This window comes from Sphaerisporangium fuscum (genome assembly GCF_018531465.1).
Taxonomy (GTDB): domain Bacteria; phylum Actinomycetota; class Actinomycetes; order Streptosporangiales; family Streptosporangiaceae; genus Sphaerisporangium; species Sphaerisporangium fuscum.
The window spans coordinates 55,678-70,318 of record NZ_JAHDTF010000012.1 but is presented as its reverse complement, the minus strand read 5'-3'; the positions used below and the strand labels follow the sequence as shown (position 1 = coordinate 70,318).

General features: G+C 68.7%; 15 protein-coding genes. 4 read left to right on the top strand and 11 right to left on the bottom strand.

Translation table 11 applies throughout. From position 1 onward, the window contains the following. Positions 1–76: 76 nt before the first annotated feature. Positions 77–400: a thioredoxin gene (gene trxA / locus KIK05_RS15495; RefSeq protein ID WP_250562854.1), complete on the top strand. Its 324-nt coding sequence runs from the start codon at positions 77–79 to the stop codon at positions 398–400. A 173-nt stretch (positions 401–573) separates the two neighbouring features. Here trxA and KIK05_RS15490 read toward each other — a convergent pair whose 3' ends face one another. After that, positions 574–1,176 (bottom strand): GNAT family N-acetyltransferase, encoded by a 603-nt coding sequence (locus KIK05_RS15490; RefSeq protein ID WP_443729120.1) that lies wholly within the window; start codon positions 1,174–1,176, stop codon positions 574–576. 392 nt (positions 1,177–1,568) lie between these two features. On the opposite strand from KIK05_RS15490, the gene KIK05_RS15485 reads away from it, so the two are divergent. After that, positions 1,569–2,801 carry an aminotransferase-like domain-containing protein gene (locus KIK05_RS15485; protein ID WP_214411607.1) on the top strand — a complete coding sequence of 411 codons (1,233 nt, stop codon included), beginning with the start codon at positions 1,569–1,571 and terminating at the stop codon, positions 2,799–2,801. A gap of 101 nt (positions 2,802–2,902) precedes the next feature. Next, complete coding sequence (locus KIK05_RS15480) at positions 2,903–3,865, top strand: D-alanine--D-alanine ligase family protein (RefSeq protein WP_214411407.1); 963 nt, start codon at positions 2,903–2,905, stop codon at positions 3,863–3,865. A gap of 72 nt (positions 3,866–3,937) precedes the next feature. Here the strand turns inward: KIK05_RS15480 and KIK05_RS15475 are convergent, their stop codons facing one another. From KIK05_RS15475 to rpmH, 10 genes are all read right to left on the bottom strand, one after another. Continuing rightward, the gene (locus KIK05_RS15475) at positions 3,938–4,984 is read right to left on the bottom strand and encodes a threonine aldolase family protein (RefSeq protein ID WP_214411406.1); all 1,047 of its coding nucleotides are present in this window, start codon (positions 4,982–4,984) and stop codon (positions 3,938–3,940) included. Beyond that, positions 4,981–5,472: an FtsX-like permease family protein gene (locus KIK05_RS49410; protein WP_372455592.1), complete on the bottom strand. Its 492-nt coding sequence runs from the start codon at positions 5,470–5,472 to the stop codon at positions 4,981–4,983. Before KIK05_RS49410 ends, KIK05_RS15475 begins: the two co-directional genes overlap by 4 nt. A gap of 509 nt (positions 5,473–5,981) precedes the next feature. Beyond that, positions 5,982–6,944 carry a ParB/RepB/Spo0J family partition protein gene (locus tag KIK05_RS15465; RefSeq protein ID WP_214411404.1) on the bottom strand — a complete coding sequence of 321 codons (963 nt, stop codon included), beginning with the start codon at positions 6,942–6,944 and terminating at the stop codon, positions 5,982–5,984. A gap of 164 nt (positions 6,945–7,108) precedes the next feature. Next, a complete protein-coding gene (locus tag KIK05_RS15460) occupies positions 7,109–7,957 on the bottom strand; it encodes a ParA family protein (protein ID WP_308249933.1) in 849 nt (282 codons plus the stop codon). A gap of 224 nt (positions 7,958–8,181) precedes the next feature. Next, positions 8,182–8,871 (bottom strand): 16S rRNA (guanine(527)-N(7))-methyltransferase RsmG, encoded by a 690-nt coding sequence (gene rsmG / locus KIK05_RS15455; RefSeq protein ID WP_214411402.1) that lies wholly within the window; start codon positions 8,869–8,871, stop codon positions 8,182–8,184. 323 nt (positions 8,872–9,194) lie between these two features. Further along, a complete protein-coding gene (locus KIK05_RS15450; protein ID WP_214411401.1) occupies positions 9,195–9,704 on the bottom strand; it encodes a Jag family protein in 510 nt (169 codons plus the stop codon). Positions 9,705–9,731: 27 nt separating this feature from the next. Continuing rightward, positions 9,732–10,694 (bottom strand): membrane protein insertase YidC, encoded by a 963-nt coding sequence (gene yidC, locus KIK05_RS15445; protein ID WP_214411400.1) that lies wholly within the window; start codon positions 10,692–10,694, stop codon positions 9,732–9,734. Positions 10,695–10,698: 4 nt separating this feature from the next. Further along, positions 10,699–10,983, bottom strand: coding sequence for a membrane protein insertion efficiency factor YidD (yidD, locus tag KIK05_RS15440; RefSeq protein ID WP_214411606.1), 285 nt, complete (start codon positions 10,981–10,983; stop codon positions 10,699–10,701). A gap of 68 nt (positions 10,984–11,051) precedes the next feature. Then, entirely contained in the window at positions 11,052–11,423 is a 372-nt protein-coding gene (rnpA, locus tag KIK05_RS15435; protein ID WP_250562878.1) for a ribonuclease P protein component, read from the bottom strand. Between the two features lie 121 nt (positions 11,424–11,544). Beyond that, positions 11,545–11,682 carry a 50S ribosomal protein L34 gene (gene rpmH / locus KIK05_RS15430; protein WP_010849920.1) on the bottom strand — a complete coding sequence of 46 codons (138 nt, stop codon included), beginning with the start codon at positions 11,680–11,682 and terminating at the stop codon, positions 11,545–11,547. Between the two features lie 591 nt (positions 11,683–12,273). Between rpmH and dnaA the strand changes: the two genes are divergently transcribed. Further along, positions 12,274–14,184: a chromosomal replication initiator protein DnaA gene (gene dnaA / locus KIK05_RS15425; RefSeq protein ID WP_214411398.1), complete on the top strand. Its 1,911-nt coding sequence runs from the start codon at positions 12,274–12,276 to the stop codon at positions 14,182–14,184. Positions 14,185–14,641 lie beyond the last annotated feature (457 nt).

Below are 14,641 nucleotides of genomic sequence, written 5' to 3'. Positions count from 1 at the left end.
CGCGACCGCGGGCCCTCCGGGCACCAGGGTGGTGCCCGCCGACCGTCTCACCGTCAACACTCAATGGGAGAACACCTTGGGCGAGATCAAGTCAGTGACCGACGCCACCTTCGAGGCCGAGGTCCTCAAGAGCGACAAGCCCGTGCTCGTCGACTTCTGGGCGGAGTGGTGCGGTCCGTGCCGTCAGGTCGCGCCGATCCTGCAGGAGATCGCGAGCGAGCACGCCGACAAGCTCACCATCGTCAAGATCAACATCGACGAGAACCCGCAGACCCCGCGTGACTACGGCGTGCTGCAGATCCCGACGATGAACGTCTACAAGGGCGGGGAGGTCGTGAAGCAGATCATCGGCGCCAAGCCGAAGGCCATGCTGCTCCGCGAGCTCGACGGCGTCATCTAGGCCCGTATCCCCGCACTGGCCCCGGATCCCCCAGGCGATCCACTCGGATCGACGTACCGGAAACGGATCTCGGCGCCGCCACATGGCGACGACAGAGCCCCTCGCACCACACGGTGCGAGGGGCTCTGTTGCTCCTGGGGGCTGTGGGGCGCCGTGCGGGCGCTCAGGTCGCCTCAGACGGGACGAAGCGCACGTTCCGGACTCATGGAGCCCAGCAGCCGCTCCAGCGCCACCTCGACGTCCTCGCGCCACGAAGCCGCCGTCTTCAGCTCCAGACGCAGCCTGGGGAAGCGCAGATGTGGGCGTACCGTCTTGAAACCGACGGCGAGGAGATACTCGGCGGGCAGCACGCAGCCCGGCTGCTCCCACTTCAGGTCGCCGAACGCCTCGATGGCCCGCACGCCACGCCGGGTCAGGTCCTTGGCGACCCCCTGGATCAGCATGCGGCCGAGCCCGCCGCCGGAGAACTCCGACACGATGTGCGCGGTCATCAGCAGGACCGCGTCCGCGCTCACCGGGGAGGTCGGGAACGCGACCGACCGGGGGACGTACAGCGGCGGCGCGTACAGCACGAACCCGGCGGGCACGCCGTCGACGTAGCAGATCTTGCCGCAGCTGCCCCACTCGAGGAGGGTCGCGGAGATCCACGCCTCCTTCTCGAGCCCCGGGTCACCGGCCTCCTGGGCACGCTCCCCGCTGACGGGGTCGAGCTCCCAGAAAACGCACCGCCGGCAGCGGCGTGGCAAATCGTCAAGGTTGTCCAGCGTGACATTCACCAGCCGACGCGACACCTCGGAGCCCCCAATCCTTGCGAGACGAACGCGAGTCATGGCGGAAAAGCGCACCAATTTACGGCGTCTCCAGACTGGCATGGTAGCTGAGTGAAGGGCGGGCGCGGTGATCCTCCTCACCTCTCCCCACGCGGCTTGTCGTATCGTCCTGACCGTCAGCTGACGGAGGGTATGCCGGGAATAGCCCCTGAAGTGAAGAAATAAGGAAAGGCGGCGGGGCTCGCTGGCGTACTCTGGTTTCTCCGCAGCCAAATCTGACGCGGCTATGACCTAGGAGGTGGACCGTGACGGAAGAGCAGGATCACGGTCGGAGGACGGCGGCCCACGGGTCGCGCATCGACGCCTACATCGATCGGTACGCCGCACGGGCAGCCGGGATGGTCGCCTCCGAGGTCCGAGCTCTCTTCGCCGTCGCGTCGAGGCCCGAGGTGGTCTCGCTGGCCGGCGGCATGCCGTACGTCACCGCCCTCCCCCTCGACACCGTCGGCGAGCTCGTCGCCGACCTTGTGGCCCGGCGCGGCACCGTGGCGCTGCAGTACGGCTCCGGCCAGGGAGACCCCCACCTGCGCGAGCAGATCTGCGAGGTGATGCGCCTCGAAGGCATCGAGGCCGGCCCCGACGACGTCGTCGTCACCGTCGGATCGCAGCAGGCCCTCGATCTGATCACCCGCATCTTCATCGACCCCGGCGACGTGATCCTCGCCGAAGGCCCGTCGTACGTCGGCGCGCTCGGCACGTTCGCGGCCTACCAGGCCTCCGTCGTGCACGTCCCCATGGACGACCTCGGGTTGGTGCCCGAGGCCCTCTCAGAGGCGATCACCGCCGCGGCCCGCGCGGGACGCCGCATCAAGTTCCTCTACACCGTGCCGAGCTTCCAGAACCCCGCCGGCGTCACCCTCACCGCCGAGCGACGCCGCCAGGTGCTCGAGATCTGCCGGCGGGCCGACGTGCTCGTGGTCGAGGACAATCCGTACGGCCTGCTGGGCTTCGACGGCGAGCCGATGCGCGCGCTGCGCGCCGACGACCCCGAGGGGGTCGTGTACCTCGGGTCCTTCTCCAAGACGCTGGCCCCCGGCTTCCGCGTCGGCTGGGCCCTCGCGCCCCACGCCGTCCGGGACAAGCTGGTGCTGGCCATGGAGTCGGCGGTGCTGTCGCACTCGAGCTTCTCGCAGCTCGCCGTCGGCCAGTACCTCGCCACCCAGCCGTGGCGCGAGCAGATCAAGTCGTTCCGGGAGCTCTACCGCGAGCGACGCGACGCCATGCTGGGCGCGCTGGAGGCGCTCATGCCGCCCGGATGCACCTGGACCCGCCCAGCGGGCGGCTTCTTCGTCTGGATGACCCTCCCCGAAGGGCTCGACTCCAAGGCGATCCTGCCGCGCGCGGTGGCCGAGCGGGTGGCGTTCGTGCCCGGCACCGGCTTCTACGCCGACGCCTCCGGCTCGCGCAACATGCGCCTGTCGTACTGCTACCCCGAACCCGACCGCATCCGCGAGGGGGTCCGCCGCCTCGCCGGGGTCATCCAGCAGGAGCTGGTGCTGCGCGACACGTTCGGCACCGGCTCGGTGCCGGCCCACGGTGGCGTCGACACGCCGGGGCCCGACCTAGCCTGAAAGGGACGCCGCGTCCCATCCGACCGGAAGAATTGCCGCACGGCCGGCGCCCGCCCGTCCAGCGGGCGCCGGCCGGTGCCACGACGTGAGAAAGGTCCCCGATGAGCGATCTCGGCCATGTGCTGGTGCTGGCGGGCGGGCTGTCGTACGAACGAGAGGTCTCCCTCCGCTCCGGACGCCGGGTGAGCGAGGTGCTGCGGGCCGCCGGGGTCGACGTGGAGACGCGCGACACCGACGCGGCCCTCGTGCCCGCCGTCCTCGCCGACCCGCCGGACGTGGTCTTCGTGACGCTGCACGGCGGCAGCGGGGAGGACGGTGCCATCCGGTCGGTGCTGGAGCTGCTCTCGCTGCCGTACGTCGGGGCCGCTCCCGACGCATGCCGCATCGCTTACGACAAGCCGACCGCCAAGACCATGGTCAGGTCCGTGGGCGTGCGCACACCCGAGTCGGTCGTGCTGCCGAAGGAGACCTTCCACGACCTGGGCGCCACCGCCGTCCTCGCACGCATCGTCGAACGGCTGGGGCTCCCGCTGTTCGTCAAGCCGTCCCGCGGCGGGTCCGCGCTGGGCGCTTCCATCGTGCGCAAGGCCGACGAGCTCCCGGCGGCAATGGTGGGATGCTTCGCCTACGGCGACACGGCGCTGATCGAGCAGTACGTCGAGGGGGTCGAGGTGGCGGTCTCCGTCATCGACCTCGGCGACGGGCCCGTCGCCCTGCCGCCCGTCGAGATCGTCCCTGACGGAGGGGTCTACGACTACTCCGCCCGCTACACCGCCGGACGCACCGAGTTCTTCGCGCCGGCGCGGCTGCGGCCCGAGGTGGCGGAGGCGTGCGCCGAGCTCGCCGTCACCGCGCACACCGCCCTCGGCCTGCGCGACCTGTCCCGCACCGACCTCATCGTCGACGGCGACGGCCGCCCCCACTTCCTGGAGGTCAACGTCGCCCCGGGCATGACCGAGACGTCGCTGCTCCCCATGGCGGTCGAAGCCGCGGGCAAGGATCTCGGCGACATCTGCCGCGGCCTCCTGGACGCCGCCGCCCACCGGGCCACCGACCTCCCGTAACCCGGCGTGCCGCTGTTTCACGTGAAACGGGGGGCGGGATTGCGGCGGCTGGGGGTCACAAGGGCGGCTTGATCAGCCCTTGACCGCCTTGCGGATGTCGCTGATGAAGGCGTCGACGTCCTCGGGAGAGGTGTCGAAGGCCGTCATCCATCGGACCGTGTTGTCGGTGGCGTCCCAGACGTGGAACAGATAGCGGGAGCGCAGCTCCTCGATCGCACCGGCGGGGAGAGAGGCGAAGACGGCGTTCGATTCGACGGGCCAGCGGATGGTGAGGCCGGGGAGATCGGCGATCCCGTCCGCGAGCCTGCGGGCCATCGCGTTCGCGTGGCGGGCGTTGTCCCGCCAGAGCTCTCCCGTCAAAAGGGCCGACAGCTGAGCCGAGACGAAGCGCATCTTGGAGGCCAGCTGGAGCATCTGACGCCGTAGATAGGGGCCGCCCTCCGCCAGGTCGGGGCGCAGGACGATCACCGCCTCGCCGACCAGGCCGCCGTTCTTGGACGCGCCGAAGCTCAGCACGTCGACCCCGGCCTCGGTGATCAGCTGCCGCAGGGAGCAGCCGAGGAAGGCGGCGGCGTTGGCGATGCGCGCACCGTCCACGTGGAGGAGCATGCCGTTCGCGTGCGCCGTCTCGGCGAGCGCGGCGATCTCCTCCGGTGTGTAGCAGGTGCCGAGCTCGGTGACCTCGGAGATCGAGACGACCTTGGGCTGTACCTCACTGATGTTCTCCGGTGTGCCCAGCCGTGCGATCACGTCCTCCGGAGTCAGCTTGCCTTGCGAGGTCGGGACGGTGATGAGCTTGACCCCGAGGATCCGCTCGGTGGCCCCGGTCTCGTGTGTGGCGATGTGCGCGGTGTCCGGACAGATGATCGCGTCATAGCGGCGCCCGAGCATCAGGCTGAGCCCGAGCATGTTGGCCCCGGTGCCGTTCAGGGCGACGAACGGTGTGGCCTGGTCGCCGAACTCGGAGCGGATCTGATCGATGAGCCTGCTCGTCCACGCGTCGTCACCGTACGCGGGCGCGTGACCTGTATTGGCGGCCGCGACGGCGTCGAGCACGAACGGGTGTGCCTTGGTGTGATTGTCGCTGGCGAAGTCGCCGACATAGGGAGATTCGATCACCCCGTCAGGCTACGCCCGCACGGATCCACAGATCGGAGCCGCATGTGGGCGGTCCGGTCCGGCGGCCGGCCCGATCCAGGTCGGCGGACACCAGGTACCTCTGGTGTCATGAACGAGCCGGGCCTGGATCGGAAGAGAGGCAGCGGCCGAGGCGGTCGGCCCACGCCAGCCGAGACAGTTCCGCCTGACGACATCGAAGTCAGCCGTCGCGCAGTAGCGGCCTCTGCCGTGCTTTCCGTGTGGCCGGCCAGGCCGGTCACGGCGCAGACCAGTACGAGGCCCGCGTACTGCGGCAGGGAGTAGGCGAACCACGCTCGGCCGGTCGCGGCCTTGCAAAGGGCGGTGAGGGAGGCGGCGGCGATCGCCGTTCCCAGCAGTGTCCCGACGCAGGTCACGATCAACGTCTCCCAGCACACCGCCCTGGTGAGCTGCGGTGGTCTGGCCCCCACGGTACGCAGCAGCCGGATCTCCTCGGCCCGCTCGCCCATCGTCATGGCCGTCGCGTTGAGCACCGAGATGACCCTAGATCACTGCTGATCCCACCAGCGGCGAACCAGGGCGGCACCCCAGACGACGCGGCGGACCGCACCCGGAAAACCGGTCGACGTGGCCACCAGGCCAGAAAGCGAGCTTCGACGGCGAACCAGGGCGGAAAGCCCGCCGAGGTGGTGGACCGAGCCGTTGGCGGCGAGCCAAGGCGGGGAGGTAACAGCCGTGGCTGCGCGGTACTCGACCGGAGGCCGGATCGTGTTCGTCGTTTCACGTGAAACGAGATAAACGACCGTGGCTGCGCGATGCTCGATCAGGGGCCGGATCTGTTCGACGTTTCACGTGAAACTTGGAGTGGGCCGACCGCGATCTACGAGTCCTCACCGCCGTCGACAGTCTTCCCTGGAGCCCCTGCTCCTGGTCGACCGGGGGCCAGGCGAAGACGACCGCTGGGGCGCGGATACCTAGGATCAGGGAAATCCGCGCCCGTAAAAAAGGGGATGGGCGGTCAGTCGTCCAGGTCGTTCAGCGCACCGGTCGCGCCGGGCGCCATCGTGCTGAGGATTCGCTCCAGATCGTCCATCGTGGCGAACTCGACGACGATGCGGCCCTTGTGCCGTCCCAGATCGACCTTGACGCGGGTCTCGAAGTGATCGGACAGGCGGTGGGCGATGTGGGCCAGGGCCGGTTCGGGAGCATCCTTCGGCCGGCGGGCCCGGGGGACCGGGGCCGCGGTGGCCTCCCCCAGCGACACGATCTCCTCCACGCTGCGCACGGAGAGCCCCTCGGCGACGATGCGCTTCGCGAGATGCTCCATCGCCGCGGGGTCGTCGAGCGCGAGGAGCGCTCGGGCGTGGCCCGCGCTGATCGTGCCGGCCGCCACGCTGACCTGTACGTTGGGTGGGAGGTTGAGCAGGCGCAGGGTGTTGGTGATGTGGGATCGCGAGCGGCCGACCCGCTGGGCGAGCTGCTCGTGGGTCGCGCCGAAGTCGTCCAGAAGCTGGCGGTACGCGGCCGCTTCCTCCAGGGCGTTGAGCTGTTCACGCTGGAGGTTCTCGATGAGCGCCTCGCGGAGCATCTCGTCGTCCTGGGTGCTCCGGACGATGGCGGGGATCTCCTCGCGGCCCAGACGCTGGAAGGCGCGCCACCGCCGCTCCCCCATGATGAGCTCGTAGCGCTCCTCGCCCATCGAGCGAACCACGATGGGCTGGAGGAGCCCGACCTCATCGATGGAGTCGGCCAGCTCCTGAAGGGACTCGTCGTCGAAGATGTCCCTCGGCTGCCGCGGGTTCGGGCTGATCGACTTGAGGGGTATCTCCATGAAGTAGGCGCCCGCGACGGGCTTGGGGCCCTCGCTCGCCGGAGGGGGTTCCGGCACCGCTTCCGCGGCCGCCGGAACTTCGATGATCGGCCCGGTGGGGATCAGGGCTCCAAGGCCCTTCCCCAGTCCACCACGCCTCTGCTGAGCCACGACTCCTCCTCGCCCAACGACCCGCTCGCGCGGAGACGGCCATCAAAGGTCGCCGCCGCCGCTTTCACCGCGCCCATGCCACGTAGGCACGGCGAAGTGACTCTGACGTTCCCATCGGGCCCGGCGCGGGACACTCCACAGGAGGGTACCGCCGCCGGGCCGGGTCAGCTTCCCGCCACGGCCGCGCCCCGGAAGGCGATCTCCCGGGCCGCGTCCATGTACGCCATCGCTCCGCTGGAGCCGGCGTCGTAGGTGAGCACGGACTGCCCGTAGCTCGGCGCCTCCGAGACCCGCACGCTGCGAGGGATCACGGTGTTGAGGACGGTGTCACCGAAGTGGGACCGCACCTCATCCGCCACCTGGGACGCCAGGCGGGTCCGCCCGTCGTACATGGTGAGCAGGATCGTGGAGACGCGCAGCACCTGGTTGAGGTGCACCCGGACGAGCTCGACGTTCTGGAGGAGCTGGCTGACCCCTTCGAGGGCGTAGTACTCGCACTGGATCGGGATCATGACCTCTTCGGCCGCCACCATGGCGTTCACGGTCAGCAGTCCGAGAGACGGCGGGCAGTCGATGAGGATGTAGTCGAGCTCGATGTCGTCGTACGCCTCGATCGCGCGCTTCAGGCGCGCCTCCCTGGCGACCAGCGACACCAGTTCGATCTCGGCGCCGGCCAGGCTGATGGTGGCCGGCGCGCAGTAGAGGTTCGGCATGTCGGGGACGGGGCTGACGATCTCGCGGAGCGGGAGATCCTCCACCAGCACCTGGTACACGGAGGGGATGTCGCCGCGATGCTCGACGGACAGGGCGGTCGAGGCGTTGCCCTGGGGGTCGAGGTCGATCACGAGCACCCTCTGGCCGTGCATCGACAGGCCCGCCGCGAGGTTGACGGCCGTCGTCGTCTTGCCGACGCCGCCCTTCTGGTTCGCGATCGTGACGATGCGCCGCTTCGGTGGGCGCGGCCAGTCACCGTCTCGCGTAGGGGAGGGATAGCCGACTGAAGGGGCGGCCACGGGAGTGGACGGGCCTGTTTCACGTGAAACCACTGAGCTGAGTGCCTCTCGGACCAGCGGCGAATCGCCTGGGTTGACGGGGGGCTGTGACACGGTCGTCGTCCTTTCAACGGGCGTCGCAGCAGCAGAGGAGGGAGGCCAGCCGAGACCCGAGGGTCTTCCGCTCGACACGGAGACTTGGCTACCCGGCCAGCCCAGGCCGCCCGCCGTATCCGGCATAACCGTCACCTCTTCCGTCGGCGCCGCGCACCCTGCGCAGTTCTGGCGGGGGAGCGTCCGGCGACCACCCGGACAAGAGTCGCGGGCGGATCGACCCTACCGTGCCCGACCGTGACAAGCTCGGCAGTCTGCGCCCCATAAGACTGCAATTGCTGAGCCGCGCCCTCGAGCTCCTCCGCTGCCCGCTCCCCCTTCATGGCGAGCAGCTGGCCGCCCTCGTGAAGAAGGGGCAGCGCCCAGGTCAGCAGACGGTCAAGGGGGGCGACGGCGCGAGCGGACGCGACGTCGAACAGGCGCTTGCCCACCAGCTCCTCGGCGCGGCCGCGGAGCACCTCCACGTTGGCCAGCTTGAGCTCGTTCACACATTCTTCGAGGAAGGTCGTCCTGCGCAGAAGGGGCTCCAGAAGTGTCACCTTCACGTCAGGCCGCACGATCGCCAGGACGATGCCGGGAAGCCCGGCGCCCGACCCGATGTCGACGAGGTGAGCGCCCTCGGGCACCACCTCGGCCACCACGGCGCAGTTCAGCAGGTGCCGGTCCCAGATCCGGGAGATCTCCCGCGGACCCAGAAGCCCTCGGACCACACCGGGGCCGGCCAGCATCTCCGCGAACGCCTGGGCCCGCGGCCAGGCCTCACCGGTGAAAACCTCGCGCGCCACAGCGGGCGCGTCGGGCAGCTCGTCGCTTTCCGCCATCACTCACTCAACTAGAACGGTCACAACATCTCCGCGTAAGGGTAGCCGTCCCGGCACTCGTCCTGGCTTCCGACGCGTCGTACCCCTGCCTCCGGATGGCCGTGGGAAGACCTTCGCAACGGTGGGACCAAGCGGGGGAAGAGATTCCGGAAAGGCTGTGAGCGCCCTCGGGGGCGGCGCGCGGCGCGGGGTTACAACGGGAGAGACGCATCGGATTGCCCAGCTCGCCCACCCGGGGGAGTCTGGAAAGCCGAAGGGCCGCCGATCCCTGGTGGATCGGCGGCCCCTGCTCGGTCGACTTCAGCGAGGGTTGCCCCCGCTGATCACGCGGGCAGCACCACGACGTAGCGCTCGGGCTCCTCGCCCTCCGACTCGCTCCGCAGGCCCGCCGCCGCGACGGCGTCGTGCACGATCTTGCGCTCGAACGGCGTCATCGGCTGGAGGGACTTGGCCTTGCCGGTGCGCTTGACGTCGTCGGCCGCCTTGGCGCCCAGCTTGCTCAGCTCGGTCCGGCGCCCCTGCCGGTAGCCGGCGATGTCGAGCATCAGCCGCGAGCGCTCGCCGGTACGGCGGTGCACCGCGAGGCGGGTGAGCTCCTGCAGCGCCTCCAGCACCTCGCCGTGCGGGCCGACCAGGTCGCTGCCCTTCACATCGACGATGGACACCAGAGCACGGTCGCCTTCGACATCCATGTCGATGTCGCCGTCGATGTCGGCGATGTCCAGCAGCCCTTCGAGGTAGTCGGCCGCGATCTCGCCTTCCTGCTCCAGGGCGGCGATATCAGGCGCGGCCTTCTCGGCCTGCGGGGCCTGTTCCTCGTTGACTTCGGTCACGTCCGGACTCTCCTTCAAGACAACCGGCTACGACTTCTTGGTGCCTGTGCGCTTGCTGCGCGGCTGCCGGGTGGGCTGCTGCCGAATGACCTTCTGCTCCGGCTCGGGCGCGGGCGCGTCCTGAGGCTTCTTGTCAGCGGCCTTGCCCGGCAGGATCTTGCTCAGCAACCCAGGCTTGGGCTCGGGCTGCACCACGTTGCCCTTCGCGTCGACGACCGGCATCGGATGCCTGCTGTAGAACCAGTGTTGCTGACCGAGCGTCCACAGGTTGGTGGTGACCCAGTAAAGGATAAGCCCGAGCGCGAAGTTGAGGCTGAAGACCGCGAACAGCGGCGAGATGTACATCAGGATCTTCTGCTGCTGCGCCATCGGGTTGTCGGGCATCTGCGCCATCGAGCGGGTGACGCTCTGCCGCACCGTCAGGAACGTCGTGGTGGAGCTGATCGCGACGAAGATGCCGAGGACGATCTTGGTGACGATGGGGTCGGCACCGAGGGCGTGGATCTCGTTCGCACTGGTGAAGAACGTCGCCGGGATCGGCGCCCCGAAGACGTGGGCCGCACGGGCGCTGTCGACCATCGCCTGGCTCATGCCGTGGGCGGCCTTGTCGGAGGCGATCGCCCTCAGCACGGTGAACATGGAGATGAAGATCGGGAACTGCGCGACGACGGGCAGACATCCACCAAGAGGGTTGGCTCCGGCCTCCTGGTAGACCTTCATGACCTCCTGGTTCATGCGCTGCTTGTCGTTCTTGTACTTCTTGCGCAGCTCCTGCACCTTGGGCGCGAGCTCCTGCATCTTCCTCGACGAGCGCATCTGCTTGAGGAACAGCGGGAAGATCAGCAGACGCATCATCACGGTGAGGGTGATGATGGTCAGTGCCCAGTTGAGCCCGTTATCAGGGGGAATGATGACGCTGTACGCGGCGTGAATCCACGAGATGACCGTGGCGATCGCCGTATACAGCGGCTCCAGGAATGACAGCTCCACCGAGCTAGCTCCCTTGCGTTTCGTCGTGGGACCGGACCGGGCGCGGAGGCACCGGGTCGTAACCTCCCGGGTGGAAGGGGTGGCAACGCCCGATTCTCCTGGCGGTCAGCCACAGCCCCCGCAGCGCGCCGTGTACGGCTATCGCCTCGAGGCCATAGGCACTGCAGGATGGTTCGAAGCGGCATCGCGGCCCAAGGAGGGGGCTTATGAAGGCTCGATAGAACCTGATCGGAGCCATGAGGATCCTGGCCGCCGGAGTGATCTCCGGAGCCTGCCGGCCCGCTCTCATGGTCGCGGCCACCGGCGGAAGGCTCGCTCCGACCGCGTTCCGCTGTCTTGCCTGCGGGTCACCGCTACTCATGCTCGTCCATCCGTCGCGGCCGGACGATCGGATCGTCGTCCAGGCGCCCGCCGCCCGATCAAGCGATCCAGCGCGACGTCGAGCTCGGCGGCGAGGTGCTCGCTTCGCGCGGACGCCGCCTGGGGATTGGCGCGTACAACAAGCAGGCTACCTCGCGGTAGGGAGTGCAGGCGGTCCCGCATCAGGTGTCTCAGCCGACGCTTCACGCGATTTCTGACGACCGCGCCGCCGACGGCCTTGCTGACCACGAATCCCACGAGGGGAGGGGCCTGCGGATCGCCCCGATCGCTCAGATGGGCGACCAGGGTGGGACGCCCGGCGCGCTTCCCTCCACGGATCGCGCCAGCGAACTCCTCACCCCGGCGCATGCGGGAGGCGGACGACAGCACGAGTGGACCTGCTTTCAGACGGACACGGGTCCGGGCACGGCTATCGCCCGCCGGTCAGTTCCGACGGGCGACAAAGCCACGCACCGGGCGCTCCGCGCTGTCAGGCGGACAGCTCCGCGCGGCCCTTGCGGCGACGGGCGGCGAGGATCGCGCGGCCGGCCCGCGTGCGCATGCGCAGCCGGAAGCCGTGGGTCTTCGCGCGGCGACGGTTGTTCGGCTGGAAAGTACGCTTGCTCACGAGTGGGCTCCAGGCTTGAGTTCACCCGCACGGCGGGCGATTGACACACAGGGCAGGGCCTGTCGATTGCGTGGGCACGCCAAAGCGCCGTCGCGCGACAAGCCGACCGTCGTACGTTACGGGGCGAGCAGGCCAAAGGTCAAACCGAACGGGAGAAGCCGCCCCGCCTCGGACGCGGGTTTCGCCGGCAGATCTTCGCGACGCCCAAGGTTATCCACTATTCCACAGGATGTCTTTCCACCGCCTCGCCGGTCATCCACAGCATGTGCACCATGCCTTCCCCAAGCTGCCACTAGGCTGTGGACAACGTCTTGAACAGGGATGTGCACAGCGCTACTGTCGGCCCTCCGGACCTTCCCTCAATCTCATTGTTGTGCGTGGTCGCGCGCGCCTTGAGTGTCGTGGATGCCGTGTGGACCGTGTGTGGACACGGTGTGGAGCCGGTGTGGACCACCGAAGGGAGCCTGCGGACAAACCTGTGGGGAACCACCGCGAGGCCGGCACCGGCGGAGTTCGCTCCGGTGGGTGCGCATGTGGATAACGGATCGCGGCGAGCGTGCGGGGGCCGCGTAAGGGAGGAGGGGCCGGCCGATGGATGGCGTCGACCTCGGTCCATTGTGGACACGGGCGCTGGAGAGCTTCGCGGAGGGAAGCGTCCCGCCTCAGCAGCGCGCGTGGCTGAACATGACCAGGCCGTTCGGCCTCGTCAACGACACGATCATCCTGGCCGCGCCCAACGACTTCGCCAAGGACGTCCTCGAGACCAAGCTCCGGCCGCTGATCGCCCAGGCGCTCTCCCAGGAGTTCGGCCGGCCGATGCGGGTGGCCGTCATGGTCGACCCGCTGGCCGGCGCGGCCGAGACGCCCGGCCGGTCGGACGGCTATCCCCAGAGCTCCGGGCAGGGTTATCCCCAGAGTGGACAACCATCGCAGGGGTACGGACAGCCTGGCAGGCAGGAACTTCCGGGCCGTCCCTCCTTCCCCGACCAGCAGGTGTCCACCGGATATCCACAGGACCGGCCACAGGGGCAGCCCTACTCCTACTCCTATGGGGACAACCGCGAGGCTTCCTACGGCGGCACCCCCGACGGCTCGTACGCCGGTGGTCCCACAGGCTCCGCGCAGACTTATCCACAGGGCGGCTACCAGGGGCAGGAGCAGTTCCCCGGCCAGCAGGGCAGGCCCGGGCAGGGCGGCGACGAGCAGTCCCGTTCCCCCCAGCAGGACGGGGCGTCGTCCCAGCCCTATCCGCGCGGCGACGCGCAGTCCTTTCCCCGCGGGGAGCAGCAGTCCTTCTCCCAGGGCGACGGCGGGCAGCCGTACAGCCCCCAGAACGGAGGTTTCGGCGGGCAGCCGCCGTTCACCGGCAGGCCGGAGGGCCAGGGCCGTCCCCGGCAGGAGCAGGAGAACTTCGACCGTCCGGTGCAGAACCGCTGGGACAGCCGGGGCGGCAAGCCCGGCGAACCCGCCCGGCTGAACCCGAAGTACACCTTCGAGACCTTCGTCATCGGCGCGTCGAACCGCTTCGCCCACGCGGCCGCGGTCGCGGTGGCCGAGGCGCCGGCCAAGGCGTACAACCCGCTGTTCATCTACGGTGACTCGGGGCTGGGGAAAACCCACCTTCTGCACGCGATCGGGCACTACGCGCAGCGGCTGTACGACGGCGCCCGCGTGCGGTACGTGAGCTCCGAGGAGTTCACCAACGACTTCATCAACTCCATCCGCGACCACAAGGCCGACGGTTTCCGCGCCAGGTATCGCGCCGTCGACATCCTGCTTGTGGACGACATCCAGTTCCTGGAGGGCAAGGAGCAGACGCAGGAGGAGTTCTTCCACACCTTCAACACCCTCCACAACGCCAACAAGCAGATCGTCATCTCCAGCGACCGCGCCCCCAAGCAGCTGGTGACCCTGGAGGACCGGCTGCGCAACCGCTTCGAGTGGGGACTGATCACCGACGTCCAGCCGCCCGAGCTCGAGACGCGTATCGCGATCCTGCGGAAGAAGGCGATCCAGGAGGGGCTCGCCGCCCCCGGTGACGTGCTCGAATACATCGCGAGCAAGATCTCCACGAACATCCGGGAGCTGGAGGGCGCGCTCATCCGCGTGACGGCCTTCGCCAGCCTGAACAGGCAGTCCGTCGACCTGCAGCTCGCCGAGGTCGTCCTGAAGGACCTCATCACCGAGGACTCCAGCACCGAGATCACGATCGCGACGATCATGGCGCAGACGGCCGCCTACTTCGGGCTGTCGATCGACGACCTGTGCGGCAGCTCGCGCTCGCGGGTGCTGGTGACGGCCCGGCAGATCGCGATGTACCTCGCCCGGGAGCTCACCGACCTGTCCCTGCCGAAGATCGGTCAGCAGTTCGGCGGGCGCGACCACACCACGGTCATGCACGCCGAACGCAAGATCCGGTCCCTGATGGCGGAGCGCCGGTCGATGTACAACCAGGTCACCGAGCTGACGAACCGCATCAAACAGAACTCCCGCAGCGCCTGATGATCCACACCCTGTGGATATCTCTGTGGATCAGGGCACAGTGCCGATGAAACGCGCGAAACCGGCCCTCGGCGGGCGAGCAAGCAAGCAACCGTCCGGGAAGGCGCCCACCGGCGCCTGGGGACAACTCTGGGGACAAGCTGGGGAAGACCTGGGGACCACTGGTGGACGACCTGGGGACGGCCTGTGGGTAGGGTCTGAGGACGACACCAGCAGGCACTTCTACCCCGTGGATAACCGGTGGAAACCTCGTGGATGACCAGTGGATGAAGCACCCGGAAACTGGGGACGGCCTGTGTGCAACGTTCGTCCGTCCCCAGGCGGAGCCGCGATACCCACCGTCCACCCACAGGCCCGGTGGACAAAAACAGGGCCCTGACCTGGGCAGACACCTGTTTTCCACAGTATCCACGGCCCCTAATGAGATGACCTGTATCTCTCTCTACTAAGAACTCAA

Coding starts and splice junctions, on each gene's coding strand:
- KIK05_RS15480 (WP_214411407.1), top strand. CDS start 2,903: ATGAGCGATCTCGGCCATGTGCTGGTGCTGGCGGGCGGGCTGTCGTAC.
- dnaA (WP_214411398.1), top strand. CDS start 12,274: ATGGATGGCGTCGACCTCGGTCCATTGTGGACACGGGCGCTGGAGAGC.
- KIK05_RS49410 (WP_372455592.1), bottom strand. CDS start 5,472: ATGGGCGAGCGGGCCGAGGAGATCCGGCTGCTGCGTACCGTGGGGGCC.
- rsmG (WP_214411402.1), bottom strand. CDS start 8,871: ATGGCGGAAAGCGACGAGCTGCCCGACGCGCCCGCTGTGGCGCGCGAG.
- rnpA (WP_250562878.1), bottom strand. CDS start 11,423: ATGCGCCGGGGTGAGGAGTTCGCTGGCGCGATCCGTGGAGGGAAGCGC.
- yidD (WP_214411606.1), bottom strand. CDS start 10,983: ATGAGAGCGGGCCGGCAGGCTCCGGAGATCACTCCGGCGGCCAGGATC.
- KIK05_RS15485 (WP_214411607.1), top strand. CDS start 1,569: ATGGTCGCCTCCGAGGTCCGAGCTCTCTTCGCCGTCGCGTCGAGGCCC.